This is a genomic window from Aliivibrio sp. S10_S31, assembly GCF_014694495.1.
In the GTDB taxonomy this organism is placed as follows: Bacteria; Pseudomonadota; Gammaproteobacteria; order Enterobacterales; family Vibrionaceae; genus Aliivibrio; species Aliivibrio fischeri.
In genome coordinates this window covers 54552-79903 of the sequence record NZ_JAAUWR010000012.1, presented here as the reverse complement: position 1 = coordinate 79903, position 25352 = coordinate 54552, and the positions used below count along the sequence as shown (strand labels likewise).

Annotated in this window: 16 protein-coding genes; 10 read left to right on the top strand and 6 right to left on the bottom strand. The window is 38.5% G+C overall.

Going from position 1 to position 25352, the window contains the following annotated elements; all coding sequences use genetic code 11:
* Positions 1-7: 7 nt before the first annotated feature.
* The gene (locus HC728_RS11910; protein ID WP_012534740.1) at positions 8-619 is read right to left on the bottom strand and encodes a TetR/AcrR family transcriptional regulator; all 612 of its coding nucleotides are present in this window, start codon (positions 617-619) and stop codon (positions 8-10) included.
* 170 nt (positions 620-789) lie between these two features.
* On the opposite strand from HC728_RS11910, the gene HC728_RS11905 reads away from it, so the two are divergent.
* On the top strand, positions 790-1902 hold the full coding sequence (locus HC728_RS11905) for an efflux RND transporter periplasmic adaptor subunit (RefSeq protein WP_065640177.1): 1113 nt from the start codon (positions 790-792) through the stop codon (positions 1900-1902).
* A 3-nt stretch (positions 1903-1905) separates the two neighbouring features.
* Positions 1906-4956 carry an efflux RND transporter permease subunit gene (locus HC728_RS11900; protein ID WP_054775516.1) on the top strand — a complete coding sequence of 1017 codons (3051 nt, stop codon included), beginning with the start codon at positions 1906-1908 and terminating at the stop codon, positions 4954-4956.
* Positions 4957-5017: 61 nt separating this feature from the next.
* Here the strand turns inward: HC728_RS11900 and galM are convergent, their stop codons facing one another.
* The 4 genes from galM to galE form a co-directional block, all read right to left on the bottom strand.
* Entirely contained in the window at positions 5018-6079 is a 1062-nt protein-coding gene (gene galM / locus HC728_RS11895; RefSeq protein ID WP_065640176.1) for a galactose-1-epimerase, read from the bottom strand.
* 9 nt (positions 6080-6088) lie between these two features.
* A complete protein-coding gene (gene galK / locus HC728_RS11890) occupies positions 6089-7243 on the bottom strand; it encodes a galactokinase (protein WP_065640175.1) in 1155 nt (384 codons plus the stop codon).
* A 145-nt stretch (positions 7244-7388) separates the two neighbouring features.
* Positions 7389-8438 carry a UDP-glucose--hexose-1-phosphate uridylyltransferase gene (locus tag HC728_RS11885; protein ID WP_190395529.1) on the bottom strand — a complete coding sequence of 350 codons (1050 nt, stop codon included), beginning with the start codon at positions 8436-8438 and terminating at the stop codon, positions 7389-7391.
* 85 nt (positions 8439-8523) lie between these two features.
* Positions 8524-9534, bottom strand: coding sequence for a UDP-glucose 4-epimerase GalE (gene galE / locus HC728_RS11880; RefSeq protein WP_012535567.1), 1011 nt, complete (start codon positions 9532-9534; stop codon positions 8524-8526).
* 287 nt (positions 9535-9821) lie between these two features.
* Here galE and HC728_RS11875 point away from each other — a divergent pair, with 287 nt between their 5' ends.
* The 8 genes from HC728_RS11875 (at position 9822) to HC728_RS11840 (ending at position 23847) form a co-directional block, all read left to right on the top strand.
* On the top strand, positions 9822-11453 hold the full coding sequence (locus tag HC728_RS11875) for a sodium/sugar symporter (RefSeq protein WP_005422351.1): 1632 nt from the start codon (positions 9822-9824) through the stop codon (positions 11451-11453).
* 140 nt (positions 11454-11593) lie between these two features.
* Complete coding sequence (locus HC728_RS11870; protein WP_065640174.1) at positions 11594-13453, top strand: DUF294 nucleotidyltransferase-like domain-containing protein; 1860 nt, start codon at positions 11594-11596, stop codon at positions 13451-13453.
* Positions 13454-13456: 3 nt separating this feature from the next.
* Complete coding sequence (locus HC728_RS11865) at positions 13457-14236, top strand: 3'-5' exonuclease (protein WP_054775512.1); 780 nt, start codon at positions 13457-13459, stop codon at positions 14234-14236.
* Between the two features lie 102 nt (positions 14237-14338).
* Positions 14339-15334: a transcriptional regulator EbgR gene (gene ebgR / locus HC728_RS11860; protein ID WP_005422344.1), complete on the top strand. Its 996-nt coding sequence runs from the start codon at positions 14339-14341 to the stop codon at positions 15332-15334.
* A gap of 351 nt (positions 15335-15685) precedes the next feature.
* Entirely contained in the window at positions 15686-18787 is a 3102-nt protein-coding gene (ebgA, locus tag HC728_RS11855; protein WP_081302340.1) for a beta-galactosidase subunit alpha, read from the top strand.
* The gene (locus HC728_RS11850) at positions 18787-19239 is read left to right on the top strand and encodes a beta-galactosidase subunit beta (RefSeq protein ID WP_054775510.1); all 453 of its coding nucleotides are present in this window, start codon (positions 18787-18789) and stop codon (positions 19237-19239) included. Before ebgA ends, HC728_RS11850 begins: the two co-directional genes overlap by 1 nt.
* A 174-nt stretch (positions 19240-19413) precedes the next feature.
* Complete coding sequence (locus tag HC728_RS11845; protein WP_012535169.1) at positions 19414-20844, top strand: amino acid permease; 1431 nt, start codon at positions 19414-19416, stop codon at positions 20842-20844.
* A 102-nt stretch (positions 20845-20946) separates the two neighbouring features.
* A complete protein-coding gene (locus HC728_RS11840) occupies positions 20947-23847 on the top strand; it encodes an HD domain-containing phosphohydrolase (RefSeq protein ID WP_238933811.1) in 2901 nt (966 codons plus the stop codon).
* A 73-nt stretch (positions 23848-23920) separates the two neighbouring features.
* Here HC728_RS11840 and HC728_RS11835 read toward each other — a convergent pair whose 3' ends face one another.
* Positions 23921-25351, bottom strand: a complete 1431-nt coding sequence (locus HC728_RS11835; RefSeq protein ID WP_017020275.1) for an EAL domain-containing protein — start codon at positions 25349-25351, stop codon at positions 23921-23923.
* Position 25352 lies beyond the last annotated feature (1 nt).

Here is a 25352-nt window from a genome sequence, read left to right as displayed (position 1 = left end):
AAATGGTCTACTCAGCAACCCCATAACTCTGTAAGAAAATTGTGGTTAGTGTTTCTATTTTTTGTCTTAGCTCTTTCCCTTGTGGTTCAATATCCAAATGCATCACTTGAGGCCAAAAAAACAATCCTTGAAACAAGCTCACATACACATCCGTCATTTGCTTTGGATCGATATCTTTCAGTCTTTTCGCCTCAATGGCACTTCTAAACCACTGAGTGATAGCACGAATACTGTAAATATTTTGAATAAGATGCTTCGCCATCTCTGGTTGGCGTAAAAACTCCATCACAATCGTACGGGCTAAAGCAATACCATAGGTTTTATAAAGAACATCAATTTCTTTGTAAGCTATCTCAGTTAACTGTTCTTCCATGCTTTTTTTAAAGTCAAAATGATAAGATACACTTTCATTCACTGAATCATTAATAATGGTAAGCACTGATTCAAATAACACTTCTTTACTTTCAAAATGTCGATAAAGCGTTCTTTTAGACACTTCGGCAGACGATGTGATCCTATCCATATTCGCGGCTAAAAAGCCGAATTCAATGAATTCTTCTTTTGCTGCATTAATGATATCTAAGTGTTTTTGTTGCGATCTTGTCAATTTCTTTTGCATGTCCCCTCCAATCTATGTGAACTAGTCTAACCATTCCCAAAACAAATGTATACTTTTGAGTTTACTTTATGCTTTTTACGTATAAAATAAACTCCAGAGTTTACTTTTATTTTGTAAAACTCCATCAATCAATTTATTGGATTAATCGCTCTTTCATGAGGACTGAGTAAATGCGTTCTACCACTTCTACATTAATGTTAATTAAAAAAACGGCCATCGCAGTAAGTCTTGCTGTTGGCTCCATGGTAATTTCTGGTTGTGACACTAATGAAGTAGCTAAAGAGATCTCACAACCAACAATTAGACCAGCACTGACTGAGATAATATCTCCTAGTGCTAATGCACAGCTGCGTTTTAATGGCGTAGTTCGCTCTGCACAACGCGCAGATTTAGCGTTTAGAATGAGCGGTCGCGTGATCAATGTGTTGGTTGATGAAGGTCAACAAGTTAAAAAAGGACAACTATTAGCTCAGCTTGATCCTCGTGATGCACAAACAGCGCTAGAATCTGCTCGTGTGGAATACAAAAACAGCAAAGCTGAATACACTCGTGGCAAAGCCATATATGAAAAAAGCCAAGCGATAGCAAAAAGTGATTTAGATACCTTAATCACTCGTTATCAACTAGCTAAAAACCGTTTAGATGAAGCACAACGCCAGCTTGAGTATACACAGCTACATGCACCATTTGACGGTATAATCGGCAAAAAAATGATTGATAATCACGTTCAAATTCAAGCGAATAATCCAGTATTAACGGTTCATAATGTTGACGATTTAGAAGTACTTATCAATATCCCTGATAGCGTAATGTTAGGGAATTTAAAAGGCTCGAAAGCACTAGCTCAAATCAGTGCCCTTCGTAATGAAACCTTTCCTCTTGTGCTAAGCACCTATGGAACACAAGCGGATCCAATCACACAAACTTATCCTGTTGTTCTTACATTTGAAGATCTTCGTGGTTTCAATGTACTTCCAGGGATGACAGTTAAAGTCGTGCCTGTTTATTCAGATGAACAAGATCAAGCATCATTACTTATCACAGTACCACTAACAGCGGTTGTGCCGGACAACCAAGGCGGCCAATTTGTATGGGTTGTGACTCAAGAGAATAAAGTTCAAAAACGTATTATTAACGCAGGAACCTTAGTATCAAACCGCATTGTTATTAATGATGGTTTGCATACTGGTGAACGTATTATTACTGCAGGAGCTTCTAGCTTAAAAGAAGGCATGGAAGTGAGACCATATACCGACGCGCTTTCTTCACAGGTTGAGGAATAACGTATGGATATCGCACGTTACACTATTGCTAAGCGTACCTCCGTATGGGTGCTTATTGCATTAATTTTATTTGGTGGCTATTTAAGTTACTTAAAACTCGGACGATTTGAAGATCCTGAATTTGTTATTCGCCAAGCGGTGATTAATACTCCTTATTCAGGTGCAACAGCACAAGAAGTCTCAGATGAAGTCACTGACATCATTGAAGGTGCGGTTCAATCTCTTCAAGAAGTGAAAGAAATAAAATCTGTATCGAAACAAGGCATGTCTGAAGTAACAGTTGAGATCAAACTTGAATTTGCAGGCAGTCAAGCCGCACTGCAACAAGTATGGGATAAGCTGCGCCGAAAAGTGGGTGATGCACAACGCATGTTACCTCCGGGAGCGGGCTCATCCATCGTTAATGATGATTTCTCAGATGTTTATGCCCTATTCTTCGCCGTGACTGGTGATGGGTTTAGTGATAAACAGCTGCAAGATTATGTTGATGATCTCCGCCGAGAACTGGTATTGGTTCCCGGTGTAGCAAAAACAGCCACGTTAGGTGAACGCCAAGAGACCATTTTTATTGAAATGTCTGGCGAGCGTATGGCTAAGTTTGGCGTGTCAGCAGAAAAAGTGTACCAAGTATTGCAAAAGCAGAACATGGTAACGGTTGCAGGAAGTATTGAAACCGATTCAATGCGTATCCCTGTAATTCCAAGCTCAAATGTGAACTCGTTTAATGATCTCATTAATCTGCAAATCAATCTTGGAGATAACAATGCAGTACTTCGCTTAGGTGATATTGCAACGGTAACTCGTGGGTATCAAGAACCGCAAAGTATGATGGTTCGCTATAATGGTCAACGAGCGGTAGGATTTGGTATCTCAAATGTCGCAGGTGGCAACGTGGTTGATATGGGTGATGCCGTAAAAGCACGTATTGCTGAATTAGAAAACCAGCGTCCTTTAGGTATTGAGCTAAATGTTATTTCAATGCAATCAGATTCGGTTCGAGCTTCGGTTACTAACTTTATTGATAACTTGATTGCTGCGGTTGTGATCGTATTTATTGTTCTTCTTCTCTTTATGGGCGTTCGCTCAGGGATCATTATCGGCTTTGTATTGCTATTAACTGTTGCTGGTACGTTATGCATCATGCTAATTGAAGACATTGCGATGCAACGCATTTCATTAGGTGCCTTAATCATCGCATTAGGGATGTTAGTGGATAACGCCATTGTAGTAACTGATGGTATTTTAGTTCGCTTACAAACAACGCCAAACGATAGTCGAGATGAAATCGTATCTGATGTGGTTAATGCGACAAAATGGCCTCTACTTGGCGGTACGGTTGTAGGTATCTGTGCATTCAGTGCAATTGGTTTATCACCATCTGATATGGGTGAATACGCAGGTTCGCTATTTTGGGTAATTCTTTACTCTATGCTACTAAGCTGGGTATTTGCCGTTACCATTACGCCGATGCTGTGTTATGACTTTTTGAAAGTAAAACCGGTAGACACACAAGCCCCCGTTGGCCGTATAAGCCGTTGGTATCGTCAATTATTAACTTGGGTAATCAAACACCGGGTAATTAGCCTTAGCCTATTATTAATGGTCTTATTTACTTCTATTTATGGGGCAAAATACATTCCACCAGGTTTTATGCCTGAATCTCAACGCGCACAATTTGTGGTTGATGTGTATTTACCTCAAGGCTCAGACATAAAACGTACAGAGCAAACTATTGCCAGTATTGAGCACGACATAAAACAAAAAGCAGGCATTACTAACATCACCAGTTTTGTTGGTGGCGGTGGTCTACGCTTTATGCTGACTTATTCACCAGAGGCGCGTAATCCAAGTTACGGTCAATTATTAATTGATATTGATGATTACCAAAACATTGCGCCATTATTGGGAGAATTACAAAGTGAGCTTGATGAAAAATACACAGATGCATCAATCAAAGTATGGAAGTTCATGCTGGGTCGTGGGGGCGGTAAAAAAATTGAAGCTGGATTTAAAGGTCCAGACAGTGCCGTGCTTCGTCAATTAGCGGAACAAGCAAAAACCATCATGCTAAATGATCCACAATTGATTGCGGTTCAAGATGATTGGCGTCAACAAGTACCCGTGCTACGTCCTCGTTATTCAGAAGAAAAAGCACAACAATTTGGTTTAACAACACAAGAAATTAATCAGGCCATTGCACAAACCTTATCTGGACGTAATGTCGGTGTTTACCGTGAAGGTAATGATCTTATCCCGATTGTGGCACGTTCACCAGAAACAGAACGAAGTCACCAACGTGCAATTGAAAACACAGAAGTATACAGCCATGCTGTTGGCGGTTTTATTTCTGTTAGCCAATTAGTTGAATCCACTGATGTGGTTTGGGAAGATGCGATTTTGCGCCGTATTGATAGAATGCCAACGATTCTGGTGCAAGCGGACCCCGCTCCTGGCGTATTAACCGCTGATGCATTTAATCAAGTTCGTCAAAAAATCGAAGCGATCGAGCTGCCATCAGGTTATGAGTTAATTTGGTATGGTGAATATAAAGCGTCTAAAGATGCGAATGAAGGATTAGTGATTTCAGCACCTTATGGTTTTGCTGCAATGATCTTATCGGTTATTTTCATGTTTAATGCGCTACGTCAGCCATTAGTCATTTGGCTAACAGCACCACTTGCTATTATTGGAGTTACGGTTGGATTAATCATATTCCAAACCCCATTTGAGTTTATGGCGATATTAGGTTTCTTAAGCTTAATTGGTATGATGGTGAAAAATGCCATTGTATTAGTAGACCAAGCCGATGCTGAAATTAGAGAAGGTAAGCTGCCATATAATGCCATTATCGACGCCTCTTTAAGTCGTGCTCGACCAGTATTACTTGGCGCATTGACCACTATCTTAGGGGTTGCACCATTGCTGATTGACCCATTCTTCAAGAGTATGGCAGTAACCATTATGTTTGGTTTGTTATTTGCAACAATCCTGACGTTAATCGTTATTCCATTGTTCTATGCAATGTTCTTCAGAATCAAAGCAATTGATGCGTAATACCAGTAATCAAAAGTACTAAATCAAAAGGAGCGAATAATCGCTCCTTTTTTCTATCTAATTAAACAATAAATTGATAGCAAGTTTGATGTTGATACGTTTCATCTGGTTTCAAAATGGCACTTGGGTGATCCCACTCTGGGTGATTTAGTGCATCAGGTAGGAATTGGGTCTCTAATGCAATACCAGAATAATCCTGATACTCCCCTCCCACTCGATTTGGTGTGCCAGCTAACCAATTTCCAGTATACAGCTGCATTGCAGGCTTAGTGGTAAATACATGCATGGTGACTAAACTGTCTGGAGAGGTTAAACTCGCAGCGCTCTCTCCCTTAGAACACGCTTTATCAAGAACAAAAGAGTGATCGTACCCTTTGGCTTTTTCTTGGTCTTTATCGAGCATGAAATCTTGCGAAATCACTTTAGGTGAAGTGAAATCAAAATTCGTATTTTTCACTCGTTTCCATTGCCCTTTAGGAATGCCCAACTCTGTCGTGGGTACAAACTCTTGCGAATTAACACTTAAGATATGATCTATCCCTAGATGCTCACTGTCCGCCCCGAGTAAATTAAAATAAGCATGACTAGTTAAGTTAATCGGCGTTGTCTTATTCGTTTTCGCTTTGTAGCTAATGGTGACTTCATTATCATTGGTAAGTTGATATTTTACGGTCACATCGAGATCTCCGGGAAAACCTTGATCTCCATCCGATGATACCAAACCAAATTCAACACTGCCTTCCGTTGCTTCTACCACGTTCCAACGACGTTTATTAAACCCTTCAGGCCCACCGTGTAAGGTGTTTCCTGCTTGATTGGTTTCAACTTGATGTTTAATACCATCAATTTTAAATTGGCCATTTGCGATACGATTTGCATAGCGGCCGACAGTGACCCCCATATAACTTTGTTGTTCTAAAAAATCAGCCATGGTTGACTGCCCTAACAACACTTCACGTAATTGACCTTTAACCGGCACTTTGCAACTTAACCACGTTGCGCCAATATCCATAAATACGGCACGCATTCCATGTTGATTTTTCAGTTCGAATAACTGAGCAAGGCGACCATCGCTGGCCGCCTCCTGAGTCATGGTTTCGAACAATGTTGATTGTTCTATCATCTTTATTCCTTATAAAACCAGACCGGCACCATTGGTTGCTTGGCAAACATAAATGGATTCTTTTAAGCCTGTTTTCGCTTCATATAATTCTTCAACGGCGGCTTTCACTTCATCCACTAACATGGGTGGAACTAAGGCAACAATACAGCCACCAAAACCACCACCTGTCATGCGTACGCCACCTTCTGCGCCAATCACGTTTTTAACGATATCAACCAAGGTGTCAACTTCGCTAACCGTGATTTCAAAATCATCACGCATTGAGGCATGAGATTCGGCCATTAAAACCGCCATGCGTTTCATGTCCCCTGACGCTAACACTTTTGCCGCTTCTTCGGTACGATCATTTTCTGTAATCACGTGGCGCGCACGTTTTGCTACCATTTCATCTAATTCATGTGCTTTTGCGTTAAATTCTTCGATAGTCACATCACGCAATGCTTTCACCCCAAAGATACGAGCCGCTTCTTCACACTGTTCACGGCGAGTGTTGTATTCAGAATCCACTAATCCACGTTTTTTATTTGAGTTAATAATAACCACTGACATATCTTCTGGCATTGATACCGCTGTGGTTTCTAATGAACGGCAATCTAATAACATTGCGTGGTTTTCGTTGCCTTCTGCTGAGATCATTTGGTCCATAATGCCGCAGTTACAACCAACAAATTCGTTCTCTGCTTGCTGACCATTGAGTGCGATTTCTGCTTGGCTGATGTCTAGGTTATACAGTTCTTTAAACGTCTGACCAATAACCACTTCTAGCGCCGCCGATGAACTAAGACCAGCACCTTGAGGTACATTACCCGATACCGAAATATCGGCACCTTTAAACTCATAACCACGGCCAATTAAACATTTCACCACGCCACGAATGTAATTCGACCACATTTTGTTTTCTTGGAACGTGATCTCTTGGGTAATATCAAACTCATCAGTTTCATTACCGTAATCAACCGACACCACACGAACCATATTGTCATCACGCTTTGCCGCTGCCACTACGGTTTGGTAGTTAATTGCACAAGGTAATACAAAGCCATCGTTATAATCGGTGTGCTCACCAATTAAGTTTACACGACCCGGCGCTTGAACGATGTGCGTTGGAGCATAAGAAAGTACTGAGTTGAATGCATCTTTTACGTTTTTAATTAGGTTTGTCATAGTCTTGTTCTCAAAATTTTGTAGGGAATTCTATTTTTAGGTTTTAGGTCGGTCGCAAGCTCTCTTACAGGTTTCAGGGTGACCTTCGTTAGATACCATAGTCACAACAAATACCCCTGAATCCTTTAGCGAAGCGTCCTCGTCCCTAATCCTTATAATGCACATCACTCACATCGCGCAGTTTTTGTGCGGCTTGCTCTGCGGTTAAATCTCGTTGGCTTTCCGCTAACATTTCGTAACCCACCATAAACTTACGAACCGATGCTGAGCGAAGCAGTGGCGGATAAAACAGTGCGTGTAATTGCCAATGTTCAATGTCAGTGCCCTCTTCAAAGAAAGGCGCATAATGCCAACCCATTGAATATGGGAATGAGCATTGAAACAAATTGTCATAACGACTGGTTAATTTTTTAATGGCTAACGCCAAATCATCACGTTGCTCGTCTGTTAGTTCATTCATGCGACGAATGTGTGTTTTTGGCAATAGCATGGTTTCAAATGGCCATGCAGCCCAATAAGGAACAACTGCAATCCAATGTTCCGTTTCTACTACCGTGCGCTCGCCATCTTTTAGTTCTGATTCAACATAATCAACTAACAAGTTTGAATCGTGTTCTTGGTAATACTCTTTAAGATGTTTTTCTTTACGTTCAATTTCATTAGGTAAGAAGCTGTTTGCCCAGATTTGACCGTGAGGATGCGGTTGAGAACATCCCATTGCCTCGCCTTTGTTCTCAAATGCTTGAACCCAAACGTACTCTTTTCCTAGCTCTTCAATTTGATCATTCCATGTATCAATCACATTACGAATTTGACCTACAGGTAATTCAGGCAAGGTTTTGCTGTGATCAGGCGAAAAACAGATAACACGACTTAACCCACGAACCCCTTGTGTTTTAAATAGCGGATTAGACGATTGCGGTGCTTCTGGTGAATCTGTCATCAGTGCAGCAAAGTCATTACCAAATACGTAAGTGCCTTTATAATCTGGGTTAGTATCACCTGAGATACGATCATTGGTTGGGCACAAGAAACAGCCTTTGTCGTATTGTGGTAACTCAGCCGTTGATGGCTTTTCATCTTGACCACTCCATGGACGTTTCGCACGATGTGGTGATACTAAAATCCACTGACCCGTTAATGGGTTATAACGACGATGCGGATGATCGACAGGGTTAAACTCAACATTTGACATAATTTTTATACTCAACTCTTTAAAAGTGATTAGCTAATTCAAGGAAGGGCTATCTTATAAATCTCTCCCTGAAACCTTAGATCTTTTAATAACCTTCAGGATTATTCGACTGCCAACGCCATGTATCAGCGCTCATTTCCATCACATTACGAGTCGCTTTCCAGCCCAATTCTTTTTCTGCTTTTTCAGTACTTGCCCAGCATTCAGCAATGTCACCAGCACGACGAGGACATAAGGTATAAGGAACGGGTTTGCCCGAAGCTTGTGCAAATGCCTCAATCATTTCTAAAACACTTGAGCCTTTACCTGTACCTAAGTTGTAAATATGAAGACCAGCTTTTTCACCCACCGCTTTTAGTGCTGCAATGTGCCCATCCGCTAAATCCATCACATGAATGTAATCACGAACGCCGGTGCCATCAGGGGTTGGGTAATCATTCCCAAATACAGATAATGATTCACGACGGCCTACCGCAACTTGAGCAATAAATGGCATTAGATTATTTGGAATACCTTGAGGATCTTCACCCATAGTGCCTGATGGGTGTGCACCGACTGGATTGAAATAGCGAAGTAAAGTGATACTCCAATCGTTCTCAGCATCAAACAGATCAGAGAAACACTCTTCAACCATGTATTTACTGCGACCATAAGGATTGGTTGTCGCCCCTGTTGGTGAGTTTTCAGTAATAGGAACAATAGCAGGATCACCATATACGGTTGCAGAAGAACTAAATACGATGCTCTTTACATTTGCTTTTCGCATTGAGCGAGCTAAAACCAATGAGCCATTCACATTGTTATCGTAATACTCCAGAGGTTTTGCAACAGACTCACCCACCGCTTTTAATCCCGCAAAGTGAATAACCGATGAAATAGAATGCTCAGCAAAAATACTATCTAGAAAGGCTTCATCACGAATGTCTCCCTGATAAAAGACAGGACGAATTTGAGTTAACGCTTCAATACGATCAAGCACTGCGACTTTGCTGTTTTCCAAGTTATCTAAAATGATTGGTTCAATACCTGCTTCAATCATTTGAATACATGTGTGGCTACCGATATAACCCATTCCGCCTGTTACTAATACTTTCATGATTAACTCTTCCTGCTAGATTTTAGTAAAGTTTACCAGTGCCTTTAAAATAATATCGTGATCAGTTTCAAAAAATGTAAACGTTTACACAAGAGCAAAAAAAATCACATAAATACAACTAACAAAATACTTAAATCACAACATAACCAAGTAAAAACAGCAACTTAAGAAAACGACAAAGAAAATAATACCATTTGTAACATTTTGTGACAGCTATCACCACCGTGAAAATTGTAAACGTTTACAATCCAACCTCAAATCAAAACAGTAAGTGGTAGGTTAATACAATGTCTCATGTAGAAAATGGATTAGGTATTGTCGACATCATCGTTTTTGCTCTCTATGTAGCAATCATTATCGGCGTTGGCCTCTGGGTATCCAGAGATAAAAAAGGCTCTCAAAAAAGTACAGAAGATTATTTCCTAGCAGGAAAATCTCTACCTTGGTGGGCGGTTGGTTCATCGTTAATCGCTGCTAATATTTCAGCGGAACAATTTATTGGAATGTCAGGCTCTGGCTTTTCTATCGGTTTAGCGATTGCTTCTTATGAATGGATGGCAGCACTAACCTTAATCATTGTTGGTAAGTATTTCTTACCTATTTTTATCGATAAAGGCATCTACACGATTCCAGAATTTGTAGAAAAACGCTTTAACAAAAACTTAAAAACCATTTTGGCGGTATTTTGGATTTGCTTGTATGTCTTTGTAAACCTAACCTCAGTTCTATACTTAGGCGGCCTTGCACTGCAAACGATTCTTGGTATTCCACTCATGTATTCTATTATTGGCTTAGCATTATTTGCATTGGCCTACTCTATTTACGGTGGGTTATCAGCGGTTGTTTGGACAGACGTAATTCAAGTATTCTTCTTGATCCTTGGTGGCCTATTAACCACTTACATGGCTGTTGATTTCATCGGCGGTACTGACGGTTGGTTTAGTGGTTTATCAAAAATGGCGACTGCCGCACCAGGCCACTTTGAAATGATTTTAGATCAAAGTAATCCTCAATATATGAACTTACCGGGTATTGCCGTTCTAATTGGTGGTCTATGGGTTGCAAACCTATATTACTGGGGCTTTAACCAATACATTATCCAACGAACATTAGCGGCTAAATCTATTGCTGAAGCTCAAAAAGGGATTATTTTCGCTGCTTTCTTAAAATTACTCGTGCCATTCCTAGTCGTCGTTCCGGGGATCGCCGCTTACGTAATTACCACTTCTCCAGAGCTAATGTCGCAACTTGGAAGTATTGCAACGTCCAACGTTCCTACGCTTGCTCATGCAGATAAAGCTTATCCATGGCTAACACAATTCTTACCCGTTGGATTTAAAGGTATTGTATTTGCCGCATTAGCCGCAGCAATTGTGTCGTCATTAGCTTCAATGCTGAACTCAACAGCTACCATATTCACAATGGATATCTACAAAGAATTTGTTGGTAAAAAAGCAGGCGATCACAAGCTTGTAAATGTGGGTCGTATTTCAGCTATCGTGGCTTTAGTTGTCGCTTGTTTAATCGCTCCAATGCTAAGTAATCTTGGTCAAGCATTCCAATATATTCAAGAATACACAGGTTTAGTAAGCCCAGGTATCTTGGCGGTATTCTTACTAGGTCTATTCTGGAAAAAAACCAACAGTAAAGGTGCCGTTATTGGTGTAATAGTATCAATCCCATTTGCACTATTCTTAAAATTTATGCCATTAAACATGCCGTTTATGGATCAAATGCTATACACACTTCTGTTTACTATGGCAGTGATTGCATTCACGAGTCTAAGTTACTCAGATCATGATGATGATCCTAAAGCTATCGCATTAGACTCTTCCATGTTTGCGACAGAACGTAATTTTAATATTGCCGCTTACGTTGTTGTGATTATTCTTGCAGTGCTGTACTCAGTATTCTGGTAATCTTCTCTAGCCTCATCCAATGATGGGGCTATTCATATTAATTATCAGTTGGTTGCAATTAATATGAATAGCCTGCAATGTTTATTAGGCATAACCTCATTATCAATCAAAATAGACCGTAATAAGAAGGTATGAACAATATGAATAATGAACTCCTCCCGAATATTGTTTCCTTCTTACAAACAATACCTCCTTTTGATTTACTGCCACAAACAGCACTCAATGATATTGCTCAAACTGTCGATATCTTATTACTTGGTCCTGAAGAAACCATCTCTCATGAAGATAACGCCACCCATCTCTATATTATTCGTACAGGTGTAGTACAACAGAATAATCTTGATGGAACATTGCGTGCCAAACTAGGCTCTGAAGATATCTTTGGTTTTAACCTACAGCAAAATGACTCAGAGTTTGGCTATTCCATTTTTGCTATAGAGAATACGCTTCTTTATCGCTTTGATTACACCTCATTAATGGCAACTGTAGAGGCTTATCCTCAAGTTGCTTCATCTCTTGCTTTAAGTTTAAAAACGCGTTTGCGTGCACAGGATAGTAAACAAGACAGCCAACAACAGGCACATCAAAACTACCTTCGTCCTAACAGTAATATTGCGGACTCAACCATAGCGATCGCATCCCCTACCGATACGATTCAAGCAGTTGCTCATCAAATGCGTAATGTCGTTGGCGTTTCGTGTGCTTTTATTGTCGATGAAAATAAACATCTAATTGGAATGATCACCGATAAGGACATGACGAAACGTGTGGTTGCTCAAGCAAAAAATGTTCATGATCCTATATCCTCTATCATGACCCAAGAAATTCATACCGTATATGAAGATGACTTGGTGATGTCAGCTGTTCAATTGATGATGAAGCATAATATTCAAAATATTCCGGTACTTAATCATCAAAAGCAAGTTACAGGCTTCATCACCCCACAACATTTAATTCAAAATGACAGTGTTCAATCTATTTTCTTACTGGATAAAATCCGTCACGCTGATTCCATCTCGACGTTAATTGATTTATCCAAACAACGAAGTGCTGTGTTTCAAGGAATGATGGAGAGCAATTCATCGCCAAGTATTATTGGGCAAGTATTAAGTATGATTTATGATGCATTTACGTATCGATTAATCGAACTTGCCATTGAACAATTCGGTCAGCCACCTTGTAAATTTACATGGATCGTCGCGGGCTCTCATGCTCGAAATGAAGTTCATTTAGCATCAGATCAAGACAATGCTATTATCCTTGCTGACGATGCGACAGAATCAGACAGAATCTATTTTAATCATTTCTCGATGTACGTATGTAAAGCGCTCTCAGAATTAGATTACACATTGTGTAAAGGTCGCTTTATGGCAGCTACACCGAAATGGTGCCAAAAAGCAGAGATCTGGCAAGAATACTACCGCAAATGGAGTAATAACCCTGAATACGAGTTATTACTCAATCTCAATGTATTTTTAGAAATTCGTCCAATTTATGGTGATGAAGCACTCTTTGAATCGGTTGATTCCTGCCGCCATGAACTGGTAAGCAATAATATGCAGTTAACCGTAGCTCTGGTACGTAATGCATTAAGAACCCGCCCACCTCTTGGCATCTTTAAGCATTTGGTATTAGAGAAAGATGGTAATAACAATAAGGTGTTAAATATCAAAAAAGCCGCCATTTCTTGTATGGTTGATTTCATCCGTATTTATTCACTACTGCAAGAAGGTACTGCATTAAATACCACAGAGCGCATGGAGTTCTTACACCAAGTTGGTGTTCTTAACGATTCAACATATCAAGATCTCAATGAAACTTATCATTATGCAAATCGCTTGCGTTTCCAACACCAATTACAAGCAATTCAAAATGACACACCCATTGATAGTCAACTACAGCCTGATTTGTTTGGTAGTTTTGAACGTCAGCATTTAAAAGATGCGTTTCGTATCGTTTCAAACTTTCAAGAATTAATGAAAATGAAATTTGGTGTCTAACACATGCCTGATAAATCATTAACGAACAAAAATATCATCGCTCATATGATGGAACTATTCTCTAATCGTCATCCATTGCATCGCCTAGAAGAGCAGAGACAAGCATTAATCGAACAAAACTTAGAGTTACCTAATTATTTAGCCCGTTTTCTTAAAGCACCTTACCCAAGTCCTAAAGAAAACAGTAATGATATGGCGTTCACTGTAGTGGATTTTGAAACCTCAGGGCTAAATCCGAAAACCGATCATATCGTGAGCATTGGTTGGGTTCATATTATTAATGGCGTAATAAAACTCAATAGTGCCCAGCACCATATCATTAATGAGCCAATCTCAATAAATGCAGAAAATGAACGTGAAGAAAGAGATCATACTGCCCGCTCATTGCATCACATTTTACCTGAGCAACAAAAAATGGGTATTTCACTCGAAGAGGCAATGGAGTGTTTCTTTTCGAATTTACCCAGCAATATTCTTGTTGTTCATGGAGCAACCATTGAGCAGCGGTTTTTAGAGCAATTTTTCCTTTCACTGCAATTGCCAAATTTGCCTATAATTTGGTTAGATACCCTTAGAATTGAACAAAATACGATTCAACAAAACCGTTATCAAAGAGATTTCCGTTTATTTTCTCTCAGACGTCAATACAAGTTACCAGACTACCCCGCTCATCACGCTTTAGTCGATGCTATTTCAACTGCTGAGCTTTTTTTAGCCCAAAAAAAACGTCTATTTAATCAAGCGATTGCCCCAATAGGCTTCCTATATCAAAAATCCCAATAACAACTAGAGTAAAACTTTAGTAAAAACCAGATTTAAGTATCAAAATCATCATTTATTAAGTAACATAAAGCCAATATTATAAAATTAAAGGCTGGAGGATGAATGGCAACGTTAAAGGAAATAGCCAACGAAGCTGAAGTTTCATTGGCAACGGTTTCTCGTGTCTTAAATGAAGACCCGACGCTAAGCGTAAAAGAAGAAACAAAGCGACGTATTTTTGAAATAGCAGAAAAGCTCGAATACAAAACAAGCTCTACTCGTAAGTTAGCCAGTGCATTGCCAAAATTAGCAAAAGAACAACTACACTTTCTAGCTTTATACAATTACAAGCAAGAAACCGAAGTAAACGACCCATATTACCTTGCTATTCGCCACGGTATTGAAACCCAATGTGATAAGTTTGATATCACATTAACTAACAGCTATGAAAGCAGCTTAGACATTAAGAATTCAAAAGTTGATGGTATTTTACTGGTCGGTCGTCAAACTAAAGAACAATTAAAAGCAATTCAAAAAATCAGCAAAAACATTGTTTATATTGATTATACCGATCATGAGCAAAACTTTGATTCTGTTGATATTGATCTTGCTCGTATCAGTAAAGAAGTCATCAACTACTTCATGAATCAAGGTTATCAACGTATTGGCTTTATTGGTGGTCAAGATGATGAAAACTGTTCAGACATTCGTGAAGAAGTATTCGCTGAATATGGTCAACTAAAAGGTGTGGTATCCGAATCGGATCTCTATCGTGGTGATTTCTCAAGTTCATCGGGTTACAAGCTTGCAAAAGAGATGCTAGAAACGGATTACCCAAATGCGTGGTTTATTGCCTCAGATTCGATTGCTATTGGCGTTTTACGGGCTATCCATGAAAAAGGATTACGTATCCCTGAAGACATTGCTTTAATCAGTGTTAATGATATTCCAACAGCTAAATTTACTTTCCCTTCTTTATCAACGGTTCGAATTCACTCTGAACTAATGGGAAGCCAAGGCATTAACTTATTACTTGAGCGCCGTCGTGATGAACGTGCGATTCCAGTACGTGTTTATATTCCAAGTAAATTACGCTTACGTGATACGACTAAAAAGTAAAATTTTCCAATAAATTTACTACCAACATTAAGCAACGTTTATGGCGTTGCTTTTTTTATATTAATAACTAGCCCCCTTTATACACCCTCTACCCTTTTCGAACACATCTTCACCACTTTGCTCTTATATCATCCAAAAGCAGCCATTTAAGTTAATGAATTGTATCAATACACTTGATTAACGTTACCACGCTCACAAAGCTCAGTTCATTATGTGACCAAGTTAAAAGTAAAAGAATTTACCGATTTGTTTTACTAAAACTTTAGTTAATATCTTTTACCAGAGAGTTATTTACTACGATTTATATTTACCTATTTATAAGAACTATCGGCACTGACCGGGAGGCTACACGTGAACAATTGGGAAAACTTCTTCCGCTTAAATGAGAATCGCATGGCTCCACGCGCTTACTTCTTCTCATATGACTCAGTTCAAGCTGCTCGTACATTCCAACGTGAATTAAGCAGCCATTACCAATTATTAAGTGGTCAATGGACATTCAATTTCTTTACTAATCCTTTACTTGTTCCTGAAGAGTTTTATTCTCAACACATGAGCGATTGGGGCAATATTACGGTTCCTAACATGTGGCAAATGGAAGGTCATGGCGATCTTCAATACACTGATGAAGGCTTTCCTTTCCCAATTGATGTTCCATTTGTACCAAGCGATAATCCAACAGGTGCTTACCAACGCACGTTCACTCTGGGTGAAACATGGAACGACAAACAAACCATCATCAAGTTTGATGGTGTAGAAACCTACTTTGAAGTCTACGTAAACGGTAATTACGTTGGTTTTAGTAAAGGCAGTCGTTTAACTGCTGAATTTGATATCTCTGAATTTGCACAACAAGGTGAAAACCTGCTTTCTGTTCGTGTTATGCAATGGGCTGACTCCACTTACATTGAAGACCAAGACATGTGGTGGACAGGCGGTATCTTCCGTGATGTTTACTTAGTAGGTAAAGAGCAAGTACACGTTCAAGACATTACTATCCGCACTGATTTTGATGAAAACTACCAAAGTGCAACATTGTCTTGTAAAGCCCAGCTAGAAAATCTAACAAACAACTCTGTATCTGATTATTCACTAGGTTACACACTGTTTGATGGTCAGACTGTCGTTTCTGAAGGCACAGTCAATTCGCTTTCTTTTGATACGAACCATAGCGTTGATATCAATATCGATATGGAAAACCCAACGCATTGGACAGCAGAAAACCCTTACCTATACCAATTAATCCTGACTCTTAAAGATGAAAACGGAAAAACACTAGAAATCATCCCGAACCGAGTTGGCTTCCGTGATATTAAAGTGCGCGATGGCCTGTTCTACATCAATAACAAATACGTCATGCTTCATGGTGTGAACCGTCACGATAACGATCACCTAAAAGGTCGTGCTGTCGGTATGGATCGTGTTGAGAAAGACATTATTTTAATGAAGCAACACAACATCAACTCGGTACGTACTGCTCACTACCCTAACGACCCTCGTTTCTATGAACTGTGCGATGTATACGGTCTGTTTGTAATGGGTGAAACCGATGTAGAAACACACGGCTTTGCAAACGTAGGTGATTTAAGCCGCATTACCAATGATCCTGCATGGGAGCACGTATTTGTAGAGCGTATTGAACGTCATATTCATGCTCAGAAAAACCACGCTTCTATCATCATGTGGTCACTGGGTAACGAATCTGGCTACGGTTGTAATATCAAATCAATGTACGATGCAGCAAAAGCAATTGATGACACGCGTCTGGTTCATTACGAAGAAGACCGTGATGCTGAAGTGGTTGATATCATCAGTACTATGTACTCTCGTGCTCAACTAATGAATGCCTTTGGTGAACACCCTCACAATAAACCACGCATCATTTGTGAATACGCACACGCAATGGGTAACGGTCCTGGTGGATTAACTGAATACCAAAACGTGTTCTACAAACATGATTCTATTCAAGGTCATTACGTATGGGAATGGTGTGATCACGGTATTCTTGCTAAAGATGAAAATGGCACTGAGTTCTTAAAATACGGTGGCGATTACGGCGATTATCCAAACAACTACAACTTCTGTATGGATGGCTTAGTTTATTCAGACCAAACTCCGGGTCCTGGCTTAAAAGAATATAAGCAAGTTATCGCACCAGTTAAAATTCGCGCTAAAGATGCAGCAAACGGTGTTTTCACTGTCGATAACAAGTTGTGGTTCTCAAACCTTGATGACTACACCATTACCGCTGAGATCCGTGCTGAAGGCGAAACGCTACAAAGCACCACATTCAAAATGGAAGGCTTAACTGAAAACTCAAGCCGAGATATTGAAATCACACTACCTGAACTGGATGGACGCGAAACATTCGTTAATTTCACAGTACGTAAAGATTCTCGCACTCTGTATAGCGAAGCGAATCACGATATTGCGGTTTACCAAGTTCAATTGAAAGAGAAAACAGAACAACTGCCTGTCTTCACAAACAGCAATGCAATCGCACTTGATATCACAGCGTCTCGTTTGGATTATGTAGTAAAAGGGCTGAACTTCGCACTTACTTTCTCGAAAGTGAACGGTAAATTAACCTCATGGGTTGTGAATGGTGATGAGTTAATTGCAAGCGCACCTAAATTGAATTTCTTCAAGCCAATGGTGGATAACCATAAGCAGGAACATGAAGGTCTGTGGGAGCCTGCGCATCTTCAAATCATGCAAGAGCATTTCCGCTCTATTGAACTTGATGCCTCAAACGGTAAAGCGACTTTCACAGTAACCAGCATTATTGCCCCACCTGTGTTTGATTTTGGCATGCGTTGTACTTACGTGTATGAAATCAACAAAGAAGGTCAGCTAAACATTCAACTCTCTGGTGAACGTTACGGTGATTACCCTCATGTGATCCCTGTGATTGGTTTGGATCTTGGTATCAATAATGACTTTGACCAAGTTCAATACTATGGTCGTGGCCCAGAAGAAAACTACCAAGACAGCCAACAAGCAAACATGATTGATGTATACCAAACAACGGTAGCGAATATGTTTGAAAACTACCCGTTCCCACAAAACAACGGTAACCGTCAGCACGTTCGTTGGGCATCGCTTGCTAACCGTCATGGTAGTGGTCTGTTTGTTAAACCTGAGCAAGAAATCAACTTCAGTGCTTGGTTCTACACTAACCAAAACATTCATGAAGCGCAGCACACCATTGAACTTGAGAAGAGTGGTTACATCACCCTAAACCTTGACCATAAGTTAATGGGATTAGGCTCAAACTCTTGGGGCTCTGAGGTGTTAGATTCATACCGTGTTTACATGGATAAATTCCAATACGCACTGACTTTGGTTCCATTTCAACAAGGTGGCTGTTCACCTAAAGCATTGGCGAATCACACATTCATCTCAAACACAGCATTCACTTCAAAAACAACAATTGAAGGCGGAGAAAAGTAATGATCATTTTAGACAACTTAGAACAATTTAAAGTGGTATATCGCGACGGCCGTAAATGGAATCGTTGTGTAGAAGCAATTGAAAACATTGGCAATCTACGTGATGGGATCATGTATTCCATTGGCGATTCTCTGGTCTACATGATTGAAGATGGCATTGCTAAAAATACAGAAACCTTTGTTGGTAACCGCCGATACTTTGATATTCATTACTACCTAGAAGGCCGTGAAACGGTTGAGGTCGCAGATAAGTCTGAACTAGAAAGCGTGCAAGCATATTCCGATGAAACGGATCGTGAACACCTAAACGGTAATGGTCAAATACACCAATTTTGTGAAGGTCAAGTCGCGGTATTTGATAACAGCAAAGCCTATAAATTCCACGGTGATAATCGTGTTCGTAAAGTGGTTTTAAAAGTCACAATCGAAGATGGCTATTTCCTGAATAAGTAAACTAAGCAACACCGCAATAAAACAATAATAAAACGGTATCTGAAACTACATTCAGAGCCAAAAAATAAGGAGGGATTGGTTTATAAGCATGACCAAATCCCTCCATACCAATACCATTACTTATATAATAAATGGATTGGTATCCCTACAATATGTGATTCATCGGAGTACCTTATGTCTACATCAACTCGTGGCACGATAGGCAAATTCGCCTTACTGTCTATGACTTTTGCTGCAGTTTATAGCTTCAATAATATCATTAACAACAATATTGAAATCGGGCTATCTTCTGCACCCATGTTCTTTTTGGCTACCCTCTTCTATTTCGTTCCTTTTTGTTTGATTGTTGCCGAATTTGTATCTTTAAATAAAAACTCAGAAGCCGGCGTATACGCTTGGGTAAAAAGTTCATTAGGCGGTCGTTGGGCTTTCATTACCGCTTATACTTATTGGTTTGTTAACCTATTTTTCTTCACCTCACTTCTACCAAGAATCATCGCTTATGCCTCTTATGCATTCTTAGGGTTTGAATACATATTTACACCATTTACTACCGCAGTATTAAGTACCTTATTATTTGCTGTAGCGACTCATGTATCCAATAACGGTGCAAAATTATTAGGTCCAATTACTTCTTTAACCTCATCATTAATGCTTCTGCTTACTCTGTCTTACATTCTATTATCAGGTGGAGCATTAATTGGCGGTATTGAACCTGCAGATCCGATTACCATTGAAGCAATGACTCCATCATTTAACTGGGCATTCCTTGGTGTAATCACATGGATCTTCATGGCAGCTGGCGGTGCTGAATCGGTAGCGGTTTACGTTAACGACATTAAAGGTGGTCACAAATCATTCGTTAAAGTTATCATCATTGCAGGTATCTTTATCGGTGCACTTTACTCTGTTGGCTCTATCTTAGCGAACGTGTTTGTACCTCGTGAAGTTCTCAAGTTTACTGGTGGTTCAGTTCAAGTATTTGAAGGTTTAGCAAGACACTTTGGTTTATCTGAAATCTTAATGAACCGTTTTGTGGGGGTCGTTTCATTTACTGCAATGCTTGGCTCACTATTAATGTGGACAGCAACACCAGTTAAAATCTTCTTCTCAGAAATTCCAAAAGGCATTTTTGGTGAAAAAACGGTAGCTCTAAATAAACAAGGCGTTCCTGAACGTGCAGCATGGATTCAATTCTTAATCGTAATTCCACTGATGTTTATCCCAACATTAGCCTCAGATACAGTACAAGACTTAATGAGCACCATCATCAACATGACAGCGGCAGCATCTATGCTTCCACCACTGTTCATCATGATTGCTTACTTAAATCTACGTTTAAAACTGGATCACTTAGAACGTGATTTCAGAATGGGTTCTCGTTTTACTGGCCTTGTTATTGTTTCGATTCTTATTAGTATCTTTACGGTTGGTTTCTTTGCTTCAACCTTCCCAACAGGTGCTGACATTATGACTATCATTTTCTACAACGTTGGTGGCATCGTAATCTTCCTTGGGTTCGCATGGTGGAAATACAGCCAATATGAAAAATCGCTAACTAAAGAACAGTTAATTGAGGAATCAAAAGCAGCCGTTCAACAATAATTAATATACTTAGCACCACCTAAAGATCCGTGAATAATATTCTCGGATCTTTTTCTATTTATCAACTACGTTTAGTTATAGGTAAATGATAAATGGTGCATTATGAAACGTATAATAAAAACAATAAGAGCTAAACTCGTCTTCCCACTACACGTTCATATATCAACATTATTTATATTGATGATCGCCATCATCTGTACCGCACAAATCCTGTTAGCCAATAAGAGCATGAATGATATTCTACTTGAAGCTAACTCAACTATTTTTGACCGAATAGCCAATGAAACTCGCTTTTCAATGCGTGATGAGTATCGGCCAGCCTTTAATGCCGTTGGAGAGTTATCCAAAAAAGAAATAATAAAAACCAATACGTTAGAAGAGCGTAAAGCTTACTTTTCTGAATTATTAATGCTTTTAAAATTGAATAACCATGTATCAACCTATCGTATCACTTACCCTAATGGAGACTGGTTTGGGGTCGGTATTATTGAGAATCACTCTTTAAAAAAGGAATTAAATGCCCCTCATGCTGCACGTTATTACTTTATAAATACACTCTTAGAAACAAAAACGACAAGTACCATATACTTTTATGATAAAACCAATAAGCTCATTGATTCTCAGGTATTTGAGATCCCCAATAATGATCCTAGAAATGAAGATTGGTTTAAAAAATCAACAATAAACCAAACTATTTTATCTAAGCCTCGTTACTTCAGCGCTATTAACCAATTTGGCTTAACCATTCATCAAAAAGCAGATAATGATGTTGTTATTAGTGCAGACCTACTTATGAGCAAGGTGGATGAAGTCCTAAAAAGCACCTCAAATCACACCTCATCGGTAAGAGTACTTTATGATGAAGAAAATATTGTTTATGCCAGCAATTACAGTGCTAATACTAAACTAAAAAACCAAGCCGTTATGTTAAAAGACATATTCAATCAAAGTGCAATTGCGGCATTAAAACAACTTCATTTAGACCAAGAAATACAACGATATCAACATAACAATGAGGATTGGTATGGAAAAATTTTTTCTGTTCCTATAAATCAAGAACGAACGCTGAATTTATTAGTGGCAGTAAAAGCATCAGAACTTTTATCAAGTGCATCCGTTATTCGCAATCAAGCTATCTTATGGTCTTTTTTAGTACTGTGTCTTTCCATTCCTTGTGTTTATTTTGTATCGCAGCGTATTTCCAAACCTATCAAACAAGCAACAGAACAAGCTCAATTAATATCAAAATTCGATTTTTCTCAGCTCAAGCAATCACCAACGAAAATATTAGAAATAGATAACCTAAATAAATCCGTTACTAGCATGAAATCCGCTATTGAGAACTACTTCAACTTAACCAATACCATATTAGAAGAGCATGAGATTGATGATCTCATACAAATCATTGGACGAAATACAGCTAACGCGACACAAGCGGCAGGAGCCTACCTTTATCTCATTAATGATGATGAAACACACATAGAGCCTCATTTTGCATGGCGTGCAAACACAAAAAATGAAGATATTAGCGAATTAAAACGTTACTCTCTCGACGACAAAGAGATAGCTAAAAATCTGGAATACATCCTAGTTAAAAAGAAACCTTTTGAAGGTTTAAGTATTCAAAAACTCGACATAAATGAAAAAGAAAAACTGGGACTAAAAGACGAAGATACATGGTCACTCACTTTCCCATTATTCACAAAAGGAAAGCAAACTATTGGCGCTATGGTATTAGTTTTTGATATTAAGGATAGTGAAGCCATACGTAATGATAAATTCGATTACTTCGAATCATTAATAAATTTTACTGCCATTGCTCTTCATGGTCGGAAAATGTTACAAAACCAAAAAGACTTACTTGAATCATTCATTCAAGTCATGGCCAGTGCGATCGATACTAAATCACCTTATACAGGTAACCACTGTCAAAAAGTGCCGGTATTAACACAATGGTTAGCAGAAGTTGCAGATCAATCTTCATCACCCAAATTTACACATTTCACATTAAACAACATACAAAAAGAAGAATTACGAATTGCATCATGGCTACATGACTGCGGAAAAATTACAACACCAGAACACGTTGTTGATAAAGCGACAAAACTAGAAACTATCTATAACCGTATCCATGAAATAAGAACTCGATTTGAAGTATTAAAGCGTGATGTTGAAATAGAACAATGGAAGCAAGCGTTCAAACAAGAACTCCCACAAAAGAATAAAGAAATATTACAGAATGAATGGCAGAAACTTGATGACGAATTTACTTTCATTGCAAAAATGAATGTCGGAGATGAATTTTTATCTGAACAAGACGCGACACAAATACAAGAGATTAGCCAACGAACATGGACACAAACTCTAGACTCCAGTCTTGGTCTTTCTTGGGAAGAAAAAGAACGTCTAAATAACTCTGATGGCCAACAAGTACCATTAACTGTAAATCTATTACAAGATAACCTATTTCACTTAATTCCAAGAGAAATGAACCTACCGCATGATGAGCGATTCACATTACAACCGACTCAATACGAAAATAATCTCGGTGAAATCTACAATTTGTTAATTCAACGAGGAACACTGAATAACGAAGAGCGATTTGTAATAAACAACCATATAATTCAAACAATTCAAATGTTAGAAACCCTTCCCTTTCCAAAAACGATGAAGGACATTGCAAAGATAGCCGGCGGTCATCATGAGAAAGTGAATGGTACAGGCTACCCTATGGGTCTTACGTCTGAACAAATGCCATTAACAGCAAAAATGATGGCGATAGCTGATATTTTTGAGGCATTAACCAGTCACGATCGTCCATATAAAAAAGCCAAAACCTTAACGGAATCTCTCAAAATAATGCACTTTATGGTTAAAGATCAACATATTGATAGTGATCTATTTGATTTATTCTTAACCTCTGGTTTATATAAAAAGTACGCAGATACCTATTTAAAACCAGAACAATGTGATGACGTTGATATAGAAAAATTCTTAAGTTAACTAGACTACTACCTAATCCTGATGCAAAAATAAACAAAAGGGAGAATAAACATAATTTATTCCCCCTTTTGTTTTAATCACGCATTATGGAATGAAAATTATCCAAAGGCATTGGTTTGAAATAGTAAAACCCTTGCTGTGCTGAAATGTTCAAATCATTAAGAATTTTCTTTTGTCGATGGTTCTCAACGCCTTCCGCAACTAATTGAATATCTAAATTATTGGCTAATAAGATAATGTTCTCGATAATTTTGATAGAGTGCTGATTCGTTTCTATATCATCAATAAATGATTTATCAATTTTGATAACATCAAACTGGTAGTAGTTTAAATATTTCAATGATGAATATCCTGTTCCATAATCATCAAGGGAAAATTGAACGCCAATTTTTCTAAACTTTTCCATGTACAAAATTATCTTATTTTTATCTGCAAATTCCATAGATTCTGTAAATTCTAAAATCAATATAAAGTGTCCCGATAACTCTTTACACAATTCGTACATTTCTTCATCATAAAGACAGCTTTCAGTAAAATTTACGCTTACTTTTAATCCATGAACCTGATGCTCATTTACATACACTTTAAGCTGATTTAATAAGGATTTCGTCATTGCGTTAATTAAACCAAACTTTTCTATTTTAGGAATAAAAGACAACGGCGGAATAACCTCACCTGAAGAAGTAATCCATCGAGCTAATACCTCCCCTCCAATGATATTTTCATTAGCATCAACAATAGGTTGTATGAAAGGAACTATCCTGTTGTTTTTAATTGCTTTTTTTAGCCTTATCAATTCAATATCTAATAACGAAAGCTTAAATGATAATACTTTAATAAGCATGATTAGCAGTAAGACGATAACAATCGTAAGTACATGACTAATGAGATAATTTTTTATTGATAGTTCAGCATTATAGTCCAGTAAAATTACAAAATCGTATTTTTCTGATTTATGTGTCTGCTTTTCATTTGGCACATACACACTAAATACATTGTTTTTTGATATCACGTATTCTTTATTAGATAAAGATAGATGACCAACCGGACTATCGCCTAAATCAACAGAGATCCCCTTCATGTAAAATTGAACCCCATGATCGTCATTATACTGATGATAATAAGAAAAACTTGGCATTCCAGTTAAGTAATTCTTTTCATGTATATGAATCTCTCTTTTAGGTAATACCGCAGAAGACACCTTCTTACCAGCAATAGAGCTACAGTAGTAAGCACCGTCACGAACAAATGAAATGCTATTTATCATTGGATTTAAGGCAACAATCTTTTGTAAAGGTAACATCATTTCTTCACAATTTTTCTCTTTAAACTTCTGTAACTCACCGACTGTTTCTTTGGCTGAATCAAGTTTATATTCAATACTCTCAATTGCACTTCTAACGTTATTATCAACAAATTTTTCGTAATCTGTAACGACGAAAAATTGTACAAAAACCACAAGAATCAACAAATAAACAGTATATTTATTAGTAATAAATTTCATA

Coding starts and splice junctions, on each gene's coding strand:
- HC728_RS11910 (WP_012534740.1), bottom strand. CDS start 619: ATGCAAAAGAAATTGACAAGATCGCAACAAAAACACTTAGATATCATT.
- HC728_RS11905 (WP_065640177.1), top strand. CDS start 790: ATGCGTTCTACCACTTCTACATTAATGTTAATTAAAAAAACGGCCATC.
- HC728_RS11900 (WP_054775516.1), top strand. CDS start 1,906: ATGGATATCGCACGTTACACTATTGCTAAGCGTACCTCCGTATGGGTG.
- galM (WP_065640176.1), bottom strand. CDS start 6,079: ATGATAGAACAATCAACATTGTTCGAAACCATGACTCAGGAGGCGGCC.
- galK (WP_065640175.1), bottom strand. CDS start 7,243: ATGACAAACCTAATTAAAAACGTAAAAGATGCATTCAACTCAGTACTT.
- HC728_RS11885 (WP_190395529.1), bottom strand. CDS start 8,438: ATGTCAAATGTTGAGTTTAACCCTGTCGATCATCCGCATCGTCGTTAT.
- galE (WP_012535567.1), bottom strand. CDS start 9,534: ATGAAAGTATTAGTAACAGGCGGAATGGGTTATATCGGTAGCCACACA.
- HC728_RS11875 (WP_005422351.1), top strand. CDS start 9,822: ATGTCTCATGTAGAAAATGGATTAGGTATTGTCGACATCATCGTTTTT.
- HC728_RS11870 (WP_065640174.1), top strand. CDS start 11,594: ATGAATAATGAACTCCTCCCGAATATTGTTTCCTTCTTACAAACAATA.
- HC728_RS11865 (WP_054775512.1), top strand. CDS start 13,457: ATGCCTGATAAATCATTAACGAACAAAAATATCATCGCTCATATGATG.
- ebgR (WP_005422344.1), top strand. CDS start 14,339: ATGGCAACGTTAAAGGAAATAGCCAACGAAGCTGAAGTTTCATTGGCA.
- HC728_RS11850 (WP_054775510.1), top strand. CDS start 18,787: ATGATCATTTTAGACAACTTAGAACAATTTAAAGTGGTATATCGCGAC.
- HC728_RS11845 (WP_012535169.1), top strand. CDS start 19,414: ATGTCTACATCAACTCGTGGCACGATAGGCAAATTCGCCTTACTGTCT.
- HC728_RS11840 (WP_238933811.1), top strand. CDS start 20,947: ATGAAACGTATAATAAAAACAATAAGAGCTAAACTCGTCTTCCCACTA.
- HC728_RS11835 (WP_017020275.1), bottom strand. CDS start 25,351: ATGAAATTTATTACTAATAAATATACTGTTTATTTGTTGATTCTTGTG.